Genomic DNA, 20,990 nt, shown 5'->3' on the forward strand with positions numbered 1-20,990 from the left:
GCGCGGCTAGGTTGCTGCGTCGATAGCCTGAGCCAGTGCTGTCAGCGCCTGGGCAATGTCCTTGTCCCAGTCGAGGGTGTAGCTCAGGCGCAGGTGCTGCTGCCACGCCCCTTGCTGGCTGAAGATTTCCCCGGGGGCGATGACGATGCGCTCGGCCAGCAAACGCTCGAACACTTGCCGCATTTTTATCGGGGGCAACACCTTGAGCCAGAAACTGGCACCGCCGTGCGGGACGACCATTTGCCAGCGGCCATTGGCGTGTTGCTCAAGCAACGCCTGCATCTGTTGCATGCGCTGCAGCAATAGCGTCTGCAGCGTTTTCAGGTGTGGGTCGATGCGTTTGGACAGGTAGAGCCTGGCGATGGCTTTCTGTCGGATCGTCGAGAGACGAAAGCCGCGTTCAAGAAAGGATCGTTGCAATTGCGCCCGTTGCTGGCGGCACAGGACATAGCCGTAAGGGGCTTCGGCGCCGATGATCTTATCGAAGGTCGAGAACACCAACAGCCTGTCCGGATCGGCAAAATCGCGATAGCGCGCGGCTGAGGGGGAGAAGCAGAATTCTCCCCAGGTGTCGTTTTCAAACAGCCAGATCTCGCGCTCGGCCAGCCAGCGACAGATCTGCTGTTTATCCTCTGCCGGCATCAGCCCGCCCTGGGGGATATTTACCGTCGATGAGAGTACGGCGAGGCGCACCGGTTCGCGCGTGAGCACTTCGTTGAGTGCGGGCAGGTCAAAGCGCCCGTCGTCGCCGAGAGGGATTTCGATCACACGAATTTTCGCGGCCTGCAACTGACGCAAAATCGCCCACGAGCAGGGCGATTCCACCAGTGCGACGCTGCCATTGAGATCCAACGCAGTCAGCGACAATTCGAACACACTGCGCAAATCCGCGCCGATGTACACCTGCTCGGCCTGCCAGAAATTTTTAGCGGAGCGGGTGTAGCGTTCGGCCACGGCAGCGCGCAATTCGGCTTCGCCGAATGGCTGATAAAGCGGCGCGTGAGACTGCGGGTATTGGCGAGTCAGTTCGCGCTCGATCATCAACAGTGGGCTCTGCAGCGACAGCAGCATCGCCGGGGCATCGCTGCTCAGCGCGAGCATGCCAGGCTGCCGGGCGCTGGCGAACACGCTGTCGAGCAGGCTGGCCGAGGTGGCACTTAGCGGCGCTGACGCTACTGCGCGGGTGAAATAGCCGAACTTGGCTTTGGCGTAAATCCGTCCCTCGTCTTCGAGGAGCGCATAGGCGTACTTGGTCGTCGACACCGAAACACCCAGGCGCAACGCCAGTTGGCGCAAAGACGGCAGTTTCTGCTCGCCGGCACCGGTGGCGGCCTCGATCAGACCGATGAGGTAGTGATAGACCGCCTGATAGGCGAAAGAAGCGTCCTTGCGTGTCGTCACGCTGTGATCCTTGAGGGTCGAGTCGGTCAGAATTCTACTGGCATTGGGCAAATACCAGAAACGTCACTTCCGGCACCGAGATTCGAAGTCGGCTATACCCTAACGGGGTATGGCGCAGTGCCATATCCGTGCAAGTTACAAGCATGGAGCGTGAATATGCGAAATCAACTGCTGGTAGCCGTTTCGTTGCTGGCGTTAGGGGGGTGTCAGTCAATAAAGATTCTGATGACCGATACCGTGGAGCCTGCCAGCGGCGAAGGCGAGAAAACCCGGGTTATTCCGATTGAAGAAAAAACGTTTAAAGGAAAAAATTCGCAGTGGGAGCAACTGTTCGGAACCGCTGATCAATACGCATGGGCAGAAAAGTGCCATGTGTCATCGACTAAGCCAACCGAAGAGGCGGTGAGCGGGACCGCAGCGCTATTAACGGCGGTCGGGGGTGTCGTGTGGGGGCTGGCCGTTGATGCGGTCAACTCCAAAATAGATGAAATACAAGAGCGATCCGTCAAGTCCTGGGCAGCGACATGGACGGGAACCAGAGGTGGCTTGAAAGTCCCGCAATGCTTTGCGGTGGTGCGCGTCAGTGCCGAACAGGTGCCGAAAGCGCAGATGGCGATCCTGTTCGAAATCAAGGGCGTCAATACCGGTAACGCAAACGCGCCAGCAGTTCAGTGGGCGCCGTTATTGATTGCGTCGCGAACCAGTCTGGCGCTGACCAAGCGCGAAGGGCAGGTCGGCACCATCGGACTGTCGCTGTCAGTAGCGGCGAAATCTTTCAAGGAGGGTGAGTTCACGGTCAAGGTGAGTGACCCGATCAGTGTCAGCGGCATTGTTGTGTCTACGCCAGGAGAGAATGCGCCGCTTCACGTCAAGTCAGTGACGGATGACCAATATTCGGACCCTTTGCAGTTTTACGCGAAAGACGATGCGGCGAGTGTCTATCTGAAGTTTGCCATTGTCGAAAGCGGTTCGATGGCCGGCCTGAACACCAAAGCCAAGGCCGAGTTCAAGGCGTGGACCGACGCACTTGGACCGGTTGCAGCGGATGCCTGGAAGAAAAAACTGACTAAAGCGGATGATGAGTGATTCTCAGGTTGTAGCGATGTTTTTCAAGAGGCTGGCGGTCACCGCGAAAGGGGATCGTCAGTTATTTTTTGGCGGGTGCGATTTCATTGTGCTATTACCATAGGACCTCATCCGCAGTGCCCTTTGGTAAAGACGCCTACGCAAGTATTAGCGCCGCAGTAGGGAAGGATCCGAGAAACACTGGACCAGGGCCTCGCCGAAGTCTCGCGTCTCGCCCTGCCTGATTGCTTTCCTGCGCGCTGGAGGCTAGACGTGAGATGCCTGTCCCGGATGATTTCTCAGATCAGTTGAATTTTGACGCTGAAGATCTTGAGCGAATTTTCAATGATCCTGTCGCTTATGCCCAGGCTGTCGAGGTGTTGGCGCAGATGCGGCTGGGGCGAGACGATACCCCAAGCGCCGACGGTCTGAATGCCTGTGTCGATGGCGTCGATGTAGATCGGGCCAGCAACTGGATCGAAGTGCTCAAGCTCAAGGATTGTCTTTCCTCGTTCCTGCTGGGGCTACGCGGGCGAGGTGTCTGGCCTGCACCAGCCGTTGATCCTCCCGTAGACCCCGACGATTCTGCAACGTCATTCGATACTAAAAAGTTAGGTGATTTTCTAGTCCGGCTGGAATCCTTTCGATGCACGATCTGCGTTCAAGGGAATGTGAAAGGCTCCGGCATTCTGGTCGGACCCAGTTCGGTTCTGACCGCTTGGCATGTCATCGCCAAGGCGGGGCAAAAGCCCGAGCAGGAGTTGTTATCGAAAATCGATGTGGTGCTTGCAGACGGGCGCAAGATCGACGTTGCATTGTTGTCGGCCTCATCGCCTTGTGGTGAGGTGGAGTGGCCTCCAGTGGGTGGCCGAGCACCCAAAAATGACAGCGAAGTCGAACATGCGCACGATATCGCGCTGTTACGTCTAAAAAAACCGGCCGGCATTCATCTGACTTACGCGAACCTTGCCGCACCGCCCTATGCGTTCAAGGGGACTCCCGATGTAATGTTGGTTTCCTACCCAGAAGGCCAGTGGGATGGTATTGAGTTCGCCAGACTGCAACGGCTGCGTAATTTGACGGCGCGCTGGGGCTATAGCACGCGCACAAACAAGACAGGCTCGTCGGGCGGTGGTTGCTTCGACAACCAATTCGCTTTGACAGGTATACATCAGGGCCGGGCGCAAGGCCTTGGCCGACTGATCCCATTGATTCGTTTCCATGAGCACGTCAAAGAGGCCATCGCCAACGACGAACTGCCCCCAATGCTCTGGTCGCTAGACGGCACCCCGCAGAGCAATTTGATTGTCGGGCGTGATGACTTTTTCATCGGCTACCAGACCGCCATGCGCGGGTCGCCACGCGCCAGGGGGTTATGGGTTCGCCGGGTCGATCTAGTCAATGATCTGTCCGGTTTGCCTTTCACCTTCCAGATGCTCGAAAGCCTCGTGGCACGCAGCCCGAGCACTCGTTTGATCCGCATCAGTTTCGATACGATCGTCCATGACCTGCCGAACGAAATCGCCCGCCGGGCAACCGACGCCGGGTTGAACGTCCAGCCGCCGATGGCCCAGGCAGGCGCAGGCATCGACCAGACCGAGCCTGAGGCGATGATCGCTGACCGTGCCCGACGCGTGGCGCAATCACTCAATGAACGTGCGCACGAGCAGGGCATTCGCCTTTGGGTCTTCTTCGATCACCCGGCGGTCATGTTCGGCGATGAGCCCCGCTGGGCGTTGACCGCGTTCGTCGATCAGGCTATGCGCCTGGAAAACCTGCGGATTGCCCTGGCAGGTTTTGAAGCCGTGCAGATGCCCGGTGCGCAGTTCGAGTTTCCCGGCGACGCTCTCGGTGAAGGGCCGCCCGGGCTGATGACCGAGTATATGTCACACGTTAATGCCCAAGATCTCCGTAGCCTTATCGACACTGCAACGCGCGACTTGAGACGCCCCATTAGCAGTGAGTTCGCAGAGGAATGGGTGGAGGAAGCACTGGAGGGGCTTGTCCCTGTCAACGGGCAGTACGGCAGCACGTTGCGCACCACGATTGCCGAACGGTTGCAGAAACGCCTGCAAAAACTTTGCAAAAAAGGACCTCGGCCATGAATTCCACCAAGGAGAAGGATGCCTTGCTGTTTGCTGCGCTGTCCGGGCCTTTCAAGCCAGGCCAGGCACTGACGACGCTAAAAGCTGCGAGCGGGCCTGGGGAATTCGCGATGGCGGCGACCCGTTTGGCCGACTTTTGTGACACCCGACCCGCCGATGCAGAAGGCTTCTGGCTCATTCGCACACCCACTCGCCACGCACTTCTCGAAGCCTTGAGCGAGCCGGCATTGGTCGCTGGCGTGGCGAAACGACGTCGGCTCGAGACTGACGAACAAACCCGAGACCTTCTCGCTGTACTGCTGGACGAGCCACCGCTGTCACGCGTACAGATTGAGGAGACTCTGCAAACGGCGCGTGCACGGGAGGCGTTCGAGCGCATCATTCTTGCGCTTGATCGAGCGGGAGCACGTGCGCCGAGTCACGATCTGCTGGCACAGGCGCGCGCGGCGCTGGTCAGGTTTGACCAGGAAAAGAAAATGGCGCAGGTCGCCGAGCGCGGATTCTTCGGCCGTGAAATGGAGTATGCGCGAGTCGCCGCATGGCTGGATTTTCCAGCGCTGGCGCCGCCTGCAAGCTGCCTGTTTCTGACCGGGGCTCCTGGAATCGGCAAGTCAACGCTGTTGGCCGAGTCGGTTCGGCGCATTTACGTCCAACAACGGCCGTTGATCTTGCGCCTTGATTTTGACCGCGCGGGGCTTGATGTCCAGGATTTGCTCGGCCTGACCATGGAGGCCACGCGACAGCTTGCAGACCAGCTGGATATCGGCATCAAGGAGTTGCAAGACGCTCGACTCAAGGCCGGCGAAGTGTTCGACAAGGAAAAGGCCAGCCATTCGACCAATCGTCATGCGCTGCCGACCACCCTTGTCCGTCGATTGGGCGCGGCGGTCGCCTCATCACGGCGCCCGGTGCTGGTGGTTCTTGATACGCTGGAGGTGCTGCGCAGTCGCGGCGAAACCCATCCGGTCAGACTGTTCGATTGGCTTGATAGTTTGCTGGAGCACGGCGTGAAGCCAATGCACGTGCTGGCGGCGGGACGAGGTGACGCGCTCGACAGTGTGCAGCGCATAGCCGACAAACTGTCGAATAGCCGTCCCCGACACCTTGAGCATTTCGAACTGATGGGGCTGGATTTCCATTCGGCCAGTGAGTTTCTGTTCAAACTCGGTGCACCGCAGCGCTACTGGCGTGAATTGCTTGAACTGGCCCAAGGCAACCCGCTCAAGCTGCGCCTGGGGGCAGAAATCTCCAAGCGTACCGGCGACAAACGCTTGCCACGGCGTAAACGGGGCGAAGAGATCAGTTCGGCGTTCCTCTACAGATTGCTCCTGTCACGTATCGACGACCCGCTGCTCAAACGGCTCGCCCATCCGGGCCTGATCGTCAGGCGTATCAATGCCCAAGTGATTCGTGAAGTTCTGGCACCGGCATTGGGCCTTGGCAAGCTGACCATCGAGCACGCGGAAAAGCTCTGGGAGCAATTGGCGACTCAGCATTGGCTGGTCGAGCCTGATCCCGGCGCACCGGGGTTTCTCAAACATCGCAGCGATATGCGCGCGCTGTTGCTGCCTCTGCTTTACAGCACCAGCGCGATCAAATCGGCACGAGTAGATGCGGCGGCACTGCGCTGGTTTGCCAAGCTCGATCAGCCTTGGGCTCAGGTTGAAACGGTGTATCACCAACTGCAACTGACTCGCGTGGGGCATACGCTGCCGAGCGTGCCCAGTCAAATTGCTGCGCAGTTTGATGAGCAGACGCTGGAAGAGTTGCCCCGCCCGGTGGCTGACGGCTTGCGCAGTATTCGCGGCGAGCGCAGTAGCGCGTTGCGTGAGGACTGGTCGACCGGTTCACCGGGGCGCGAGGCGGTGATCGTGCGTGAAAGCCTGACGATCCTCAAACGTCAGGACTGGGTGGAAGGGGCTTATCTGGCGCGCAGCATTGTCAGTGAGGGCGATCTGGATGTTCGCTCCCCGGCGGCGGATGCGGTGCGCATGCTGCTTTGGCGATCGGGGCAGTGGGCTGAGGCGAAGCGCTGGCTGGCGGAGCGCGATCGCTTCACCGACTCAGACGCTGACGTTTATGAGTTGCCAGAAGAGCTGGCATTGGTTCGGCTGGAAATGCGTGCCGAATTCAGCCCGGATCGGCTGCGTCAGCGCTGGCGGGAATGGCAACCGGGCATAGAACGCCTTGCCCAGGCTGCGGATTCGGCGAGTGACGACTGTGCCCATTACGGGGCGCTGGCGTTGTTAATGGACAATCTGCCCACGCCTTGCGAGTTCGCTTCCCGGCAAAAACGCAATGGTAATTTCGCCGCTGCAGCCCGCAACGTCTGGCTTGACGGTTCAGGCAACAGGGTGGCCGGAGCGGTCGATTTTGGTTATCAGCGTATGGCGCGCGTCATTCGGCAGAACTCTACGCAGGAAACCTTCGAGGTCGGCCGGGCGCTCGCCACACTGACGCCGTATGCGTCTTTCGCCAAAAACCTGATGGTAATACCGCAGGATCGCGAGTTACTCGGTGCCGCCGAGCGTTTTGCCGATTTGGTCGGCCGGGCTGGCGGGCTGATTGAACAGTGGCCACCAGAACCTGTACGGATGAACTCCAACGACCCTTTGGGTACGTTGACCGATATAGGTCTTTTTGCCGATTGGGCGCAGGCCTGCGCATTCGTCAGCCGCGACGAAAACCTTTTACTGATTGGCCGCGCCGCCGAGCGCTGGCGACGAACCATGGCCGGTAATTGGTCGATTGGGCGGCGGTTTGGCCGTTGGGAGCAGCGTCCGTTGCTGGATAACACCGTCGAGGCGCGCTTGCGTTTTCTGCTCGGGTCGAAAAATCCTTTGCAACTGGCCCAGGAGCAAATCCGGGTGTGGGATGAAAGCATGCCCTCTGCTGGGCTGTGGTCGTTGTTACGCAAACGGATCAATGCATCACGGGCTGTGCCGAAAGGTCAGTCAGCGGATCCTGAATTACCTCGCGTTATTACCCGTCAACTGCTGTCACGCGCAATCCCCGCAGTATTCGCGCCGGCACTGACAGTCTTGATCCTGCACGGTGAACTGTGAAACAGGGGAGGTTGGCATGACGAACGAAGAACGGATAAACAATTTGAAAGCGAAGCTGACGCCAGAGATGGAAGCGGCGGTTCAAGAGGCTTTCAATAGCGGCCGGCTACCGGAATCGCTATGGAGTGGATTCTCCGGCGCCAGTCTTGAGTCCATAAAAGCTGGTGGTAGCCTTGAGTCGATACTGGGGCAGGGCACTCCGGGTAATTTCGAGGCGATAATCAAACTGGTCGGACGCCCTTCAATGTTGGTCAGTAATGACCGCGTGGAGCTGCAACCTTTGCCGAAATTGCCGCCGCAAACCTCCACGCTGATCCGTGGTGTCGAGCAGTGGATTCCCTCGGTGGGTCGCATCGAATTTCGCAATTATCAAATGGCTTGGGGTGGTACAGGCTGGGTGGTAGAGCATTCCGGGGCGGGCACGCTGGTCGTGACCAATCGTCATGTCGCCAAGCTGGTCGCCCTCCGTAACGCGGATGGCACCGGGGTGTTCCTGCGCAACACCTCCGGTATACGCATGGGCGCCGCCATCGATTTTGGCGAAGAAGTCCACAGCCAGGTCGGCGACCGCAGCCGCACCGCCGCGCTGACCAAGGTTCAGTATCTGGCCGACGATGCCGCCGCCGACGTCGCCTTGCTGTTGATCGAGACGGCAGATTTCGCCCTGCCTACCCCCATGCAACTGATTGAAGACTCTGAGTCTGTTCAGATAGACGAATTGGTCGCTTTGATCGGCTATCCGGCCTACGACTCACGCAATAACGCCGATGCGCAAGCGAACTACTTCGGCCAACTCTATGAGGTCAAGCGCTTCGCTCCGGGTTTGATCATGCAGCCGCCAGGCGCCAATCAGGTACTGTCCTATGACTGCACAAGCCTGGGCGGCAACTCTGGTTCGCCGGTGATCCGCCTGAGCGACGGCAAGGTCGTCGGCTTGCATTTCAGCGGGGCTTACCTGCAGGAGAACAGTGCGGTTCCAGCGGCGCGGATACGGGAACTGGTGCAGGGTCTGCGTCCGGTTTCCGTGCAGTTGCAGGCGCAAGCGCACACGACTGCGCTGGTTGAAGCCGCCGATGGTAGCCACAACGCCGCCTGGTTCAGTCAACGAAAAGGCTTCGATACGGCCTTTCTGAAAACCGCTGAGACGACGCAGACGCTAAAAACCCCTTGGCCCGTATTGAGCGCAGATCTGGTGCTTGCTCTTGCCGTGCCAAGTGACTCCCCCGAGCAACCCAATGAACTGCGCTACACCCATTTCGGCGTCAAGTATTCAGCCACCCACAAACTGCCATTGATCACTGCCGTGAACATCGATGGCGCGGCAGCCGTGCGGATCAAGCGGGGTACCGACAAGTGGTTTGCCGACGAGCGAATTCCCCGGGACATTCAACTGGGCGCGCAAAATTTCCAGGACGAGGAGATCGACCGCGGCCACATGGTTCGACGTGAAGACCCGAACTGGGGTAGCCAGCAGGAAGCCGAGCAGGCCAACTTCGACACCTTTCACTACGTTAATGCCGCCGCCCAACACTCGCGGTTGAATCAGGGCAAGGCGCTCTGGCAGGGCCTGGAAAACTACATTCTCGACAGCGCCCGCACCCACGGTTTCAAAGCCTGCGTGTTTACCGGCCCGATCCTGCGCAAGCAAGGCTCCGATGAGAAGGAGCTGTGGATTGACGGCGCCATTGCGCCACTGGAATTCTGGAAACTGGTCGCGACCCTCGACGCTGAGGGCAAAGCGTTGCACACCACGGCTTACGTTCTAAGTCAGGGCCAGTTGTTACGCGATCTTCTGGAGAAACGCTCCCGGCACGAGGCGGTGGAAGGAATCGAACTGGGTCCCTACCGTACGTTTCAGGTGGCGATTGTCGATCTGGCGGAGGCGACGGGTTATGACTTCAGTGCCTATGTCGCCAGTGACCCGCTGACTCGCATTCAGGCCGGACAGGAGGCTGTTGCCCACGGCGAGCCAGTGTTCATGCCGATCGCCGAGCTGGGCGAAATCATTCTTTAAGGGGTAAAGGAGCGAGATGCCTGAGTTAAATCAAGCTGTCGACAGCGAAGCCAGTGAACCGCAAAGTCAGCCGCCGCAGCCATTTGCAACCGAGTGCGATCTGGTGATGAAAGGAGGCATCACCAGCGGCATCGTCTACCCATTGGCAATCAAGGAGCTGTCCAGTGCGTTCCGGCTGCGCTCCATTGGCGGTACCAGCGCAGGCGCCATTGCTGCCGCTGCTGCGGCGGCCGCCGAACTGGGGCGTCAGCGCTTCGCGACCGGGCAGGTAGCCGCCGACCCCGAGGGTTTCGTCAAACTGGCCAAGCTGCCTGGTTACCTGGGTTCGTCGTCTGCGGACGGGCGGGGCACAAAACTGTCGGCGCTGTTCAAACCCTTGCCGGCGCTGCGATCAATCTTCGATGTATTGCTGGCCTGTGTTTCTGATCAGCAGCCCGGCGCTCGGATCCTGGCGGTGCTGGCGACTTTGCTGCGTCGTCATTGGTTGGCCGCGGCACTGGCGCTGATCGTGGGAACGCTGCCCCTGTGGTTCAGCGCATCGAGTTGGGCTGTGGCGCTCTGGCTTTTGGGCTTCAGCGCTTTGCTGGTGGCGGGCACCCTGATCTGGCGATCCGCCAGGCTGCTGTTCAAAGAGTTACCGGACAATGGCTTCGGCCTCTGCTCGGGCATGCCCGAAAACGACGATCCGCAGAAAGATGAAGCGCTGACCCAGTGGCTGAGCGGCTACATCGATGATCTGGCGGGCCAGGCACAGGCGTTTCCCGGGCAACAGAAACCACTGACCTTCTCTGATCTTCAGGCGCATGGCATCGACCTGCAGATGATGACCACTTGCCTGACGTTGGGCAGGCCTTTTCGACTGCCATTCGATGATGTCGAGAACGTGCGCGAGAACAAACAGTTCATGTTCAGGCGCTCCGAGTTCGCCAAACTGTTCCCGGCGCACGTCGTCGCCTGGATGGTCGCCAACGCTCGGCCGCCAGCCGATGCTCAGCAGAGCAGGGCGGCTGCCGCGGCAGATGTTGACGATCTGTTCAATCTGCCCAAGCCGGGTGATCTCCCAGTCATTCTGGCCGCGCGCATGAGCCTCAGTTTTCCGTTGTTGCTCAGTGCGGTTCCGTTGTACTGCATCGATTACCGCAAGAAGCTTCAGACGCAGCAGTACGTTGCCCCTGAGCGTTGCTGGTTTACCGACGGTGGCGTGGGCTCGAATTTTCCCATCCATTTTTTCGATATGCCACTGCCGACTCGACCAACCTTCGGCCTTGACCTCGGCGTGGCCGACTCGGCAAGCGATCAGCGAGTAGTGTTCGCGCAGAATAACGGCGATGCACGGCTGACCTACTGGCGCCGTTTTACCGAAGGAGGCGGGGCGGGATCGATCATCGGATTTTTGTCCGCTGCGCTCAGTGTGGCCAAGGACTGGAATCATGAAACCCTTTCACACCTGCCGGGTTTTCGTGACCGCATCGGCCTTGTCCGGCTGACCGCCGACGAAGGCGGGTTGAACCTCGCCATGCCGCAAAGCCGCATCTTGCAACTGAGTGAATATGGCGCGACCGCTGGTCGCGAGTTTGTGGCCCGCTTCGGCGCGCCAGGTAACACCCTTGAAATGAACTGGGAAAACCATCAACTGATCCGTTTGCGGCTGCTGCTCGCATCGCTTGGCGAACAATTGCAGCATCTGGATAAAGGGTTGCAAGTGACAGCTGGCACGACGGGCGATTACAGCAGATTCTTCAGTCAGCCTGTCGGCCCGCAATCCTATCGATTCACCGGTCTTGGCCAATGGTCAGCGGACCCCGCAACAGGCTTGTATAGCAGTCAGGCAGCGCTGGCCAAGTGGACGCTCGAGCAACTGCTGTCAGTGCCGCGCATGGCTGAGGCAAGCCAACAGACAACGCCCGGTACTCGCCTGGACAAGCGTGCCCCCAAACCCCTGCCGGAGTTGAAGTTGCGCCCGCGAATATGACCTGATCCGGCCTGCAAACCGATTAACGCAAACGCCTGTTTCTTCTTCGCAACGCACGTTGAGGAATGCACCGATGGGCCAGCTTGAATTGCTTGAAAAATGGCGCCGCATGGCTGTAAGGCTGCAGATTGAACACGAAGTCAGTGCGCGGGATTTCGAGCGAGTCAGCTGGAAACTGGGCATTCCCTGCGTCGCGCTTTCGGCGGTGGTGAGTGCCAGCGTGTTTAGTTCGATCAACGACCAGTCGCTGATCTGGTTGCGATATGTGGCGGGTTTTCTCTCGATACTGACGTTGGTGCTGAGCTCGGTGCAAACGTTCCTGAATTTCGAGACGCGTTCCACGGCACATCAGGACACGGCGGAGAAACTGGGAGCGCTGGCAAGGGAAATTCAGGAGCAACTGGCCTCTGGCAGTCAGGACGGCACGCTGGGTGCGGTAGTGACCGATATGCGTAAACGCCTGGACACCATTTTGGCCGACGCCCCCACTTTGCCCCAGTCGGCGATTCGCCGACTGGGCGAAGGCGCCACAGACCCTGACAAGCAACTGCCGTCCACTGTTTAAACGTTATAGAAGTTGCCTCCGGTCACGTTGCGCGCTGGCTGACATGCTTGGGCCCCGCCAGCGCCCACGCAATCAACCCGAACAACGGCACAAACACGATCAATACGATCCACACGCCCTTGTTGCTCGATTTCCCCTCGCTCTTGCGCACCCGATTGATGGCCCAAAGTTCGATGAGCAGAAGAACTGCCGCCAGTACGATCCACACGGTTTCGATTTGCATTGGCTACCTCCTGATGGTCTATGCGTTAGGTGGCGTGTGGTGCGACGGGTTCATTTCTTTTTATCCAGTGCCGCGAGTTGGCGCGCCAGGTCGAGGGCGACGCGGCCGCTGTTCAGTGTCGGCAAGAGGTGGGTGAAGGGGATGTCGAGCAGGCGGTTTTCGCGCACGGCGCGCAGTTGGGAGAGGACCGGATCGTGGTTCAGCAGATAGCGTTTGCGGCTGGCGGGCGACCATTCGGCGTCGGCCAGCAGAATCACGTCCGGGTCGCTGACCAACAAGGTTTCGCTGCTGACGGTGACCCGGTATTGATTGATCTCGGCGAACACATTGCGCGCGCCGGCAGCGGCCAGTAACGGCGTGACAAAACCACGCCCGCCTTCCGAGTCGAGGCCTTTGACCTCGCTGTCGAGGTAGAACACCGACAGCGGTTTACCCTGGCCGATCATCGCCTTGGCACTGGCCAGGTCAGTGTCCATGGCATCGATCAATGCTTGGGCTTTTTGCTGTTTTTGCAGCACGGTGCCCAAGGTCAGCAGGTCATTGCGCACATGCCCGAAGTAATCCAGCGAATGCCCGTTGCACGCCGATTCCAGCAAATACGAGCCGACACCGTTACTCGCCAGGCCCGAACGCGAGGTCACGCCGTTACCGAACGCCGTGGCGAAGCCGCCGATCACCAGATCAGGATTCTGCGCGTAAAGCACCTCGCTGGACGGATACTGCCGGGCGATCACCGGCACGCCGACATACTCGGATTGCCGCTGAGCGGAACCGGTGTCATCCAGATACGCGACGCCAACCAGCGACGCGCCGGCGCCTAATGCCAGGACAATGTCCGCCGCATGTTGATTGAGCGCGACGATGCGTGAAGGCTGCTCCGCGCGCCAGACTTCGCCACAATTGCGATAACTCTCGGCGACAACATTTGCCGAGCAGAGCAGGGCGCACAGCAGCAACGCCAACCTGCTCATGGATGCGCCTTGATCAGCAAATCCTCGACCACCTCGCCGCCGACCAGATGCCCGACAACCAGGCGCTGCACGTCGTCCTTGTTGTGCACGCCGTACCAGCATCGTTGCGGATACACCGTGACGATCGGCCCCAGATTGCACGGAAACTGACAGTGGGTGCGCGTCAGCAACACACCGCCCGGCGTTTCAATGCGCTGATGTTCGAGCAGATGACGGCGCAGCGTCTTCCATAATTGCAAGGCGCCGCGCTGGGTGCAGCGCGGGCCGGTGCAGAGAAACACGTGGTGCGCGTGCGCGGGCACCTGCGACCAGTCCGGGTGGCTGTCGACGCCGTCGATGGTTTTGATGTCACTCATCAGAAACGGTACGTGTAGCGCACTTCGGAGGTGAACGGCCGGCCGAGGTTGTCGACGTTGCTTGCGCGGCTGGTGACGTAATCGCGGTCGAACAGGTTCTCGACCAGCAGGCTCACGCGGTGCTGATGCGCGCCGTCGAGGTAGCGATAGGCGTCGGCATCGACCACCGTGTAGTTGCCGTACTCGACCTGTTTCGAGCTGATCACATCGCGGATGTAGCGGATCGCACCGCCGGCACCCCACAGGCGGTTTTCCGATTCGTAGCCGACACGCGAGCGGGCGAAGAAACTCGGAATGTCGTTGAGGGTCACGCCCGTGCGTGATTCGGTGAGGTTGCGGGTCATGTCCGCTTGCAGGCTCCATTGCTCGTTGAGCGTCAGTCTGGCGTCAGCCTCGAAACCGCGCATCTGGATCTGGCCCTGGCCGTTGACCCACTGGATGTCGTCGAGGGTGATCAGATCGTCGATCTTGCGCTTGAACAGCGTCACGCTGGCGTTGAATTCGCGATCGAGCAGCAAGCCTTTGTAGTCGACGCCGAGTTCGGCGTTGCGGCTTTTCTCCGGTTTGAGGTCGCGATTACCGAGCTCGTCGCCCGGCTCGTTGACGAACAATTGTTCGGCGTTCGGCAGCTTGTACGCGGTGCCGTACTGGCCGCGCAGGGCCCAGTGCTCGTTGAGGTCATACAGCGAAGTGAGCATGCCGACCGTGGCGCTGTCGCCACCGGCCATGGCTTCGTGGCGAACGCCGATGCTCGGGTGCCAGTCGGGCAGGGCGTCGATCTGCGGACGCAGTTGGGTATACACGGCGTGGGCTTCGGCCTTGTCGTTGTCGATGATCAACACATCGTCCTGGCCCTTGAACCATTGGTTGTCGGTGCCGAACACCAGCACGTGGCCGCCCGCCAGTTCGGCCTTGCCTTCGGCCTGCACACCCCAATCGGTGAAGCCCCAATAGTCGTTGTGGTTGATGACTTTGGTGCCACCGCCCGCGACGTTGTTGATGCGCGTATAGCGCGTGTCCCAGTCGTTGATATGAGCTTTGACGAAGTAGCTCAGGCGCTCGTTGACGCTCTGTTCGAAGGTCGCCGTGGCGATTTGCTGGACGCGGTCGTTGGTGGTTTTGTGGTTGTCGACCGGGCGGGCGAAATCGAGGTTGGCGTCGGCGTATTGGTAGAACAGTTCCAGCCGCGAATTATCGCCGAACGACTGAATCGCCTTGCCACCCAACGTGGTCACTTCGTAGGCACGGTTCTTCGCAGAATCGTTTTTCATGTCGCGATTGCGAAACGGCTGATAACCGTCGGACACGTTGTGGCTGACATAGGCGAGCAAGCCGAGATCGCCGAAACCATTGCTGAAGATGTTTTCGACCCGCGCATCCTCGGTGGTGCCACCGAAGGTATCCACGCCCATGTTCACTTCGCCGGCGGCTTGGCGAGACTGCGGGCTGCGCGTGACGATGTTGATCACCCCCGACACCGCTTGCGTGCCGAACAGCAGGCTTTGCCCGCCCTTGAGCACTTCGATGCGTTCGATCGCGTTGGCCGGCAGGGTGTCCAGATACAGGCCGCCGTACAGGCGATTGTTCAGGCGCACGCCGTCGAGCAGGATCAGCGTGTCGTCGTTGCGCCCGCCGAGCAGCGAGTAGGTGCCGTAGTCGAACGGACCGTTTTTCGGCGCCACGTACAGACCGGGAATGAACATCTGCATGACACGGCTGACATCGGCGCTGGGGCCGGCGCGCTCGATCTGCTCGCGGGTGACGATGTCGACCTTGCTGCCGAATCTGGCCATGTCGGCGACAGTGGTGGACTCCACCGAGGGCGCGGAAACGATTTGCTGATTGAGTTCCAGAGGGGCGTTGTCGGCCAGCAGCAGAGGGCTGAACAGGCAGCCGAAAAACACAGTTGGAGCATAGGTGTTGAAAGGTCGAATCATTGTCTTCTCGAAAAGAAACTTCGCAGAAGAGCATGCAGGAGAAGGCATCGCGCACACGCCGACACCGGCCCATGCCCGCCCACCGCAGGATTTTGCCAAACAGATATTTCGGGCCGGTCTCCGGGCTCGCGCGTATCGAGGCTTTCACCTTCCCATGGCCGTCTGGCCACAGTGGTGTATCGAAAGCATCACGCGCATACCGTTGCGGGGGCAGCACCGGACTTGTTCGAAAAGAACGTACCGGTTTCCCGTTTCACCCCATGCACGGCGGCATGGGACACCTGAAACTGGGCGGCATCTGAACATTCGAAAGACCGTTCGTCAACTTGCCCGAGAGAACCTCGATAAATCTTGAAAGAACAATCTGCGGCGTTTTTTGTAAGAGCAACTAAGGTCTACAGCGGAGAGCAGTGGTGGTTTTTCGCCAATCAGGGCAGGGGTGTGGGAGGGGATCCGGGATGATTCAAATTTCTGCAAAACAATATGAAGCCCTTACCTTGGCTTCTGATCTGCGTCTGTCGGAGGACATGGAGCAGCATGTTTATGCGCATCTCCCTTCTTATGCAGAGGAACATGGACGAGCCGGCGTGAAGCAAATCGTGCAGGCTGCGATAGCACGTTCCAGGCAGTGGCAGCTGTCGAGGCGTGCCACTTTTCAGATGCTGAATCTATTGTGCCTTTACGGCAATGAGTTCGAGAGCGATGCTCAGTGCCAGTGGCTGGTGGATGTATTGAATGATGAAGCGTTCGGAGATATGTCAGCCAGGATGAACATGGCGCAAAGCGAGGCGCTTGGAAAGCTGGCTATTGATCAGGAAGAATCTTGAAAGGAGTCGGGAATCGTGGGTCGAAAAAGGAAAACAGTGGGTGAGCCGTATCTGGCGTTCTCCGCTGCCGCCGCGCAGGATTCAAACGGCGTTGCGGTTGTGCCGGTTGAGATATGTCCTTATAAAAAAGGAGTGCCGCTAAAGCTCGCATTCTGGAACGTGCAGAATTTCACTGGAGATTTAATCCGGCATGGCAAGAACGTCACCAAGACGCCACTGTCAGCGCCGAGAAATCAGGTGCGAATAGAATTTATCGCCAAAGCGATTAAAACCCTGAACCTGGATGCGTTGGCTCTCATGGAGTTGGGGTCAGACGGTGAGACAGTGATGAGGGGGATTACCGAGAAGTTGAATGCGGAAAAAGAGGGAGTGTGGAACAGTACCTTCAGTCTGGAAAGCGGCGCGAGATTTGATTACCCTGAGTTCATAAAAATCAATATTTATACTTATAAGGATTACGAAAGACAGTTGAGTTCGTTGAGACTGACGCTAAAGCACTACGATGTCACTCATTTCGAGGCTGGTGCGATGGCAGGCTTGGAAATGCGTATTCGTGGGCATAGAGAACTCGATGCTGACTTCAATTCGGAGGTGAGAGAAGCGCTGGAAAGTATCGAGGAAATCGCTAACGGCTGTTCGCCTGATGCTGAAGCGAATGCTATCAAGAAGCTTGAAGAGTTTTTAAAAGACGTTAAGAAAGATAAGCCGTTGCATCAGATGTTGTCCGACATGCTGACCGCGGCCCCATCAAATGTGGGAGATATTCAGCAGAGAATAATCGACTGTGACAGCACGTGCAGTGTCGCCCCTGATACGGCGGTTGCCATTGCAATTGCACATCGTGGAGGAACGCTGGAACTTACGCTGAAAGCGATTCACCCTGTGCCAGAAGAAGGATTGTTTGTCGCGCTCCGATATTTCAAGGTGATTGACGGATATTATGAACGCTATGGATGTGTTTTTCGCACTGAGCTGACTGAGTCGTCAATTAGCCATAAACTGGTTTATTCCGATGTGTGGAAAATAGGCGAAAAGACCAACAGTCGCCAGGCATGGGCTTTCAATCTTTCTGTAGGAGGGAAACAGGTCAGTGCTTATTTGATTCACTCCATGTTTGGTATTGCCACAACTAAAATACGGAGTGAGCCAACTGCCATGGATGATGTGACTGAAGACGTCGAAATGGCACCTGAGCAAGCTCTCGAGGAGGATGAGGGGAAAGTCATCAGTGAAACGCTTAATGAATTGCGTGTCCGGACGTTGATTGCGCAGGCGGATGTCGCCAATAAATCTGAATATCCACCTGTTTTTATTATGGGGGATACTAATATCGCGACCAGTCATTTGGAAGATGCTATCGGAAAGATGAAAGCTGTGGGCTATGGCTATATGTCTGGAGGAGTAAAAACCACACTTAAGGCAGAAACTACCATACTGTATAAGTCTGGTGGCGCCCCTTCCGAATATTTTAATCAGCCATACGATGCGGTTTATCAGCGCAAAGATACCGTCGAGGATTTTCTTACCAGTGTTTCTTATCCATTTGATGAGCAGCTATATGGCATTTTTAATGAGGCTCTGGGCAGTAACGAGCATGTCAAGAACTGGTATTTAGAACTTCTGGTTCTGAAGTTGTCGTGTGTGACCGACTTGTTCAAACTTAGACGTTACAGTGAGTGGGAAAATGTTTTTTTAACTGCCGCTAGTCGTGCAACGTTTTCTCATGAGTTAAAAGGTGATGAATATATTGAAGCGTCCCGGAATTTAAGTGCACAACTGAAGACGGAAAAAATAGAAGACGCCCGATTGAATGGTGCACTTGTTGTCTATCATGAGGTGGTCAGTTGCAAGGCTAAGATTTTCGCGTTATTTCATAGAAAGTTTATCAGTGATCACCGTATTGTGGTGATGGATATGATATTAAAAAATGAAGTTTCCAGCGCGGGCGAATCTCGAAGCAGTAATGCACAAGATGAGTGGGAAGTAATAAAAAAACAACGTAGGGGGTTAGGCACCTGAGCTGTTTTGAATTCCGTAACCCCTTTGACGCACCACGTTCACTGCTTCAGCAGGTTACCGCCAGGGCTTCGACGGCGACAGCCACGGCTATGACGCGATGCTCGGCTTCAAGATCAACTTCTAGCCACGCCGAGCATCGCGGGAGTCACGCTCAGGCGCTCATCAATTGTTTGAGGTGCAGCAACAGGATGATGGTCTTGCCGTCCATGATCCGGCCGTCATTGACCATCGCCAGCGCCTCGTCAAAAGGCAGCTCCAGCACTTCGATGTCTTCGCCTTCTTCGGCCAGGCCACCGCCGGCGCTGATGCGATCTTCGGGATGGTATTCGCCGATGAAAAAGTACAGGCGCTCGGTGACCGAGCCTGGGCTCATGAACGCTTCGTAGACCTTGCGCACTGACCTGACGCGGTAGCCGGTTTCTTCTTCAGCTTCGAGGCGGATACGTTCTTCGGGGCTGGCGTTATCGAGCAGCCCGGCAGCGGTTTCGATCAGATAACCGTCATGACCGTTGACGAAGGCCGGGATGCGAAATTGCCGGGTGAGGATGACCGTGCGTTGCGCCAGGTTGTAGAGCGCGATCGTCGCGCCATTGCCGCGGTCATACACCTCGCGGGTCTGCGTCTGCCAGCTGCCGTCGCGGCGCTGAAGTTCGAAGTCGATCTTTTTCAGGATGTACCAGTTATCCGAGAGCAGATGCTGGGCGACAATTCGCACATTGCGATGGTTCATGGGCAGAGATCCTTATGGGCTATCCGTGGATTATCGTGAATAATCAAAAGCTCGCAACGGCATCGCGGATGTCGGTCAAGTCAGTCAGGGAAGCGTTGCATGGCATTCAGGGTGTTGGTGGTCGGTGGCTACGGTAACTTCGGCAGCATCGTGTCCAGGCATTTGGCGCAAATGGCCAATGTGGCGCTGGTGATCTCGGGCCGCGATCCAGGCAAGTTACAGCGTAAAGTCGATGCATTGAATGGTCAGTCGGGGCGCGTCGTCGAAGGTTGGTGCGGCGATGCCATGGGTAGCGAGTTCGGCTGCGCTTTGCGTTTGCTGAACATTCAACTGGTCATCCACACTGGCGGCCCGTTTCAGGGGCAATCCTATGCGGTGGCCGAGCGCTGCATCGAGGCCGGCGTCAACTACTGCGACCTGTCCGACTGCCGAACGTTCGTCAACGGCATTGGCGTACTCGATGTTCGGGCCAGGCAAGCCGGCGTGGCGATCCTCAGTGGTTGCAGTTCGGTGCCAACGCTGTCGTCGGCAATCATCGACGAACAACGCCAGCGTTTTTCGCGCATCGATTCGATCGAGCATGGCATTTCTTCTTCGGCGAAGATGCCGGGGCTGTCGACCATCGAGGGTGTACTCGCTTACGCCGGCAAGCCGATCAAACAGTTGAAGAACGGCAAGGTGCATGAAGTGCTCGGCTGGCAAGACCTGACCTTGCGCAAGATGCCGCAACTGGGCACGCGTCTGCTGGCCAATGTCGACGTCCCGGACATGGACATCTTTGCCCGCCGCTATGGCGCGCAAACTCTGAGCTTCAAGGCCGGCGCGGGTCTGAAACTCGGCGGTGTCGCCAACGGCTTGCTGGCTCAGGCATTGAAGATTGGTCTGCTGCGCGACCACGTTAGTTGGGCCGCCAGGCTGCATCGGCTAGGGACGTGGTTCGAGCGTTTCGGCGACGGCAAAAGCGCGATGTACATCGACGTTCAGGGCATTGGCGTCGAGGGCAAACCGCTGACGATGACCGCGCAACTGACCGCCCTCAACGACAAAGGCCCGGAGATCCCAAGCTGTGCTGCCGTGGCGCTGGCAGCAAAAATGGCCCAGGGTTATCTGCCGTCAGCCGGCGCGCGACCGTGCGTGGGCGAAGTCAGCGTCGCTGAATACCTGGCGGCGATCAACGATCCCGACAACCTGAGTTTGTCCGTGCAGTTCTCCGACGGGCAGATTTGAAATGCTCTACCTGTGCCTGAAATACCTGCATGTGATCGCCGCGATTTTTCTGTTCGGCTTCGGCATGGGCTCTTATCTGTACTTGATCGCCGCCAGCCGCACAGGCAATCCGCAAGTGATTGCGCACGTGGCGCGCATGGTCGTGCGCTTCGATACGTGGATCACCACACCTGCCGGTTGCGTGCAAATCATCAGCGGCTATTGGCTGATGAGGCTGTCCGGGCTGCCGATGACCACGGAGTGGATACTGACTTCGCTGATCATTTTCTTCTGCGTCGGTTCGTTGTGGCTGCCGGTCTTGCTGCTGCAGAAGCGCCTGCATGTGATGGCGTCGAACGCGGGAGCGGCGGGGACGGGCCTTGATGCGCAATTTCACGACGTGTACCAGAAATGGTTCTGGATGGGCGTTGCCGGGTTTCTCGGGATGTTCGTGATTGTGCTGATGATGGTGACGAAGATGACGCCTGTGCAGTTGTTCGAGTTGTTGCTTTAACGCAATTTCCGAAGCCCGGC

16 protein-coding genes and 1 riboswitch are annotated in these 20,990 nt (G+C 58.1%); of the genes, 10 read left to right on the forward strand and 6 right to left on the reverse strand.

What is annotated here, in order from left to right; all coding sequences use genetic code 11:
- Window positions 1–6: 6 nt before the first annotated feature.
- Window positions 7–1,401: an aminotransferase-like domain-containing protein gene (locus QOL84_RS03910; RefSeq protein WP_283436251.1), complete on the reverse strand. Its 1,395-nt coding sequence runs from the start codon at window positions 1,399–1,401 to the stop codon at window positions 7–9.
- Between the two features lie 156 nt (window positions 1,402–1,557).
- On the opposite strand from QOL84_RS03910, the gene QOL84_RS03915 reads away from it, so the two are divergent.
- The 6 genes from QOL84_RS03915 to QOL84_RS03940 all read left to right on the forward strand — a co-directional run bounded on the left by QOL84_RS03915 (window position 1,558) and on the right by QOL84_RS03940 (window position 12,187).
- Complete coding sequence (locus QOL84_RS03915) at window positions 1,558–2,487, forward strand: hypothetical protein (RefSeq protein ID WP_283436252.1); 930 nt, start codon at window positions 1,558–1,560, stop codon at window positions 2,485–2,487.
- Between the two features lie 257 nt (window positions 2,488–2,744).
- Window positions 2,745–4,571: a S1 family peptidase gene (locus tag QOL84_RS03920; RefSeq protein WP_283436253.1), complete on the forward strand. Its 1,827-nt coding sequence runs from the start codon at window positions 2,745–2,747 to the stop codon at window positions 4,569–4,571.
- Window positions 4,568–7,636 carry an ATP-binding protein gene (locus tag QOL84_RS03925; RefSeq protein WP_283436254.1) on the forward strand — a complete coding sequence of 1,023 codons (3,069 nt, stop codon included), beginning with the start codon at window positions 4,568–4,570 and terminating at the stop codon, window positions 7,634–7,636. Before QOL84_RS03920 ends, QOL84_RS03925 begins: the two co-directional genes overlap by 4 nt.
- 16 nt (window positions 7,637–7,652) lie before the next feature.
- Window positions 7,653–9,650: a DNA/RNA non-specific endonuclease gene (locus QOL84_RS03930; RefSeq protein ID WP_283436255.1), complete on the forward strand. Its 1,998-nt coding sequence runs from the start codon at window positions 7,653–7,655 to the stop codon at window positions 9,648–9,650.
- A 16-nt stretch (window positions 9,651–9,666) separates the two neighbouring features.
- Entirely contained in the window at window positions 9,667–11,622 is a 1,956-nt protein-coding gene (locus QOL84_RS03935) for a patatin-like phospholipase family protein (RefSeq protein WP_283436256.1), read from the forward strand.
- Window positions 11,623–11,695: 73 nt separating this feature from the next.
- Window positions 11,696–12,187, forward strand: coding sequence for an SLATT domain-containing protein (locus tag QOL84_RS03940; RefSeq protein WP_283436257.1), 492 nt, complete (start codon window positions 11,696–11,698; stop codon window positions 12,185–12,187).
- Between the two features lie 22 nt (window positions 12,188–12,209).
- Here the strand turns inward: QOL84_RS03940 and QOL84_RS03945 are convergent, their stop codons facing one another.
- The 4 genes from QOL84_RS03945 to QOL84_RS03960 are packed head-to-tail and all read right to left on the reverse strand — an operon-like array spanning window position 12,210 to window position 15,674.
- Entirely contained in the window at window positions 12,210–12,410 is a 201-nt protein-coding gene (locus QOL84_RS03945) for a PLDc N-terminal domain-containing protein (RefSeq protein ID WP_064390357.1), read from the reverse strand.
- A 50-nt stretch (window positions 12,411–12,460) separates the two neighbouring features.
- A complete protein-coding gene (locus QOL84_RS03950) occupies window positions 12,461–13,381 on the reverse strand; it encodes an ABC transporter substrate-binding protein (RefSeq protein ID WP_283436258.1) in 921 nt (306 codons plus the stop codon).
- Window positions 13,378–13,737: a (2Fe-2S) ferredoxin domain-containing protein gene (locus QOL84_RS03955; RefSeq protein ID WP_129394214.1), complete on the reverse strand. Its 360-nt coding sequence runs from the start codon at window positions 13,735–13,737 to the stop codon at window positions 13,378–13,380. Before QOL84_RS03955 ends, QOL84_RS03950 begins: the two co-directional genes overlap by 4 nt.
- Complete coding sequence (locus tag QOL84_RS03960; protein WP_283436259.1) at window positions 13,737–15,674, reverse strand: TonB-dependent receptor plug domain-containing protein; 1,938 nt, start codon at window positions 15,672–15,674, stop codon at window positions 13,737–13,739. The genes QOL84_RS03955 and QOL84_RS03960 overlap by 1 nt, the downstream gene beginning before the upstream one ends.
- Before the next feature lie 94 nt (window positions 15,675–15,768).
- A riboswitch (cobalamin riboswitch) is annotated at window positions 15,769–15,974 on the reverse strand.
- 158 nt (window positions 15,975–16,132) lie between these two features.
- On the opposite strand from QOL84_RS03960, the gene QOL84_RS03965 reads away from it, so the two are divergent.
- Window positions 16,133–16,501, forward strand: a complete 369-nt coding sequence (locus QOL84_RS03965) for a hypothetical protein (protein WP_283436260.1) — start codon at window positions 16,133–16,135, stop codon at window positions 16,499–16,501.
- 36 nt (window positions 16,502–16,537) lie between these two features.
- Entirely contained in the window at window positions 16,538–18,520 is a 1,983-nt protein-coding gene (locus QOL84_RS03970; RefSeq protein ID WP_283436261.1) for a hypothetical protein, read from the forward strand.
- A 151-nt stretch (window positions 18,521–18,671) separates the two neighbouring features.
- Here the strand turns inward: QOL84_RS03970 and QOL84_RS03975 are convergent, their stop codons facing one another.
- The gene (locus QOL84_RS03975) at window positions 18,672–19,250 is read right to left on the reverse strand and encodes an NUDIX hydrolase (protein ID WP_283436262.1); all 579 of its coding nucleotides are present in this window, start codon (window positions 19,248–19,250) and stop codon (window positions 18,672–18,674) included.
- A 99-nt stretch (window positions 19,251–19,349) separates the two neighbouring features.
- On the opposite strand from QOL84_RS03975, the gene QOL84_RS03980 reads away from it, so the two are divergent.
- Together QOL84_RS03980 and QOL84_RS03985 are read left to right on the forward strand one after the other, a co-directional pair.
- Window positions 19,350–20,477, forward strand: a complete 1,128-nt coding sequence (locus QOL84_RS03980) for a saccharopine dehydrogenase family protein (protein ID WP_283436263.1) — start codon at window positions 19,350–19,352, stop codon at window positions 20,475–20,477.
- Between the two features lies 1 nt (window position 20,478).
- On the forward strand, window positions 20,479–20,970 hold the full coding sequence (locus QOL84_RS03985; protein ID WP_283436264.1) for a DUF2269 family protein: 492 nt from the start codon (window positions 20,479–20,481) through the stop codon (window positions 20,968–20,970).
- The last annotated feature ends 20 nt before the right edge of the window (window positions 20,971–20,990 follow it).

Origin of the sequence: Pseudomonas helmanticensis (assembly GCF_900182985.1) — a bacterium.
GTDB lineage: Bacteria > Pseudomonadota > Gammaproteobacteria > Pseudomonadales > Pseudomonadaceae > Aquipseudomonas > Aquipseudomonas helmanticensis.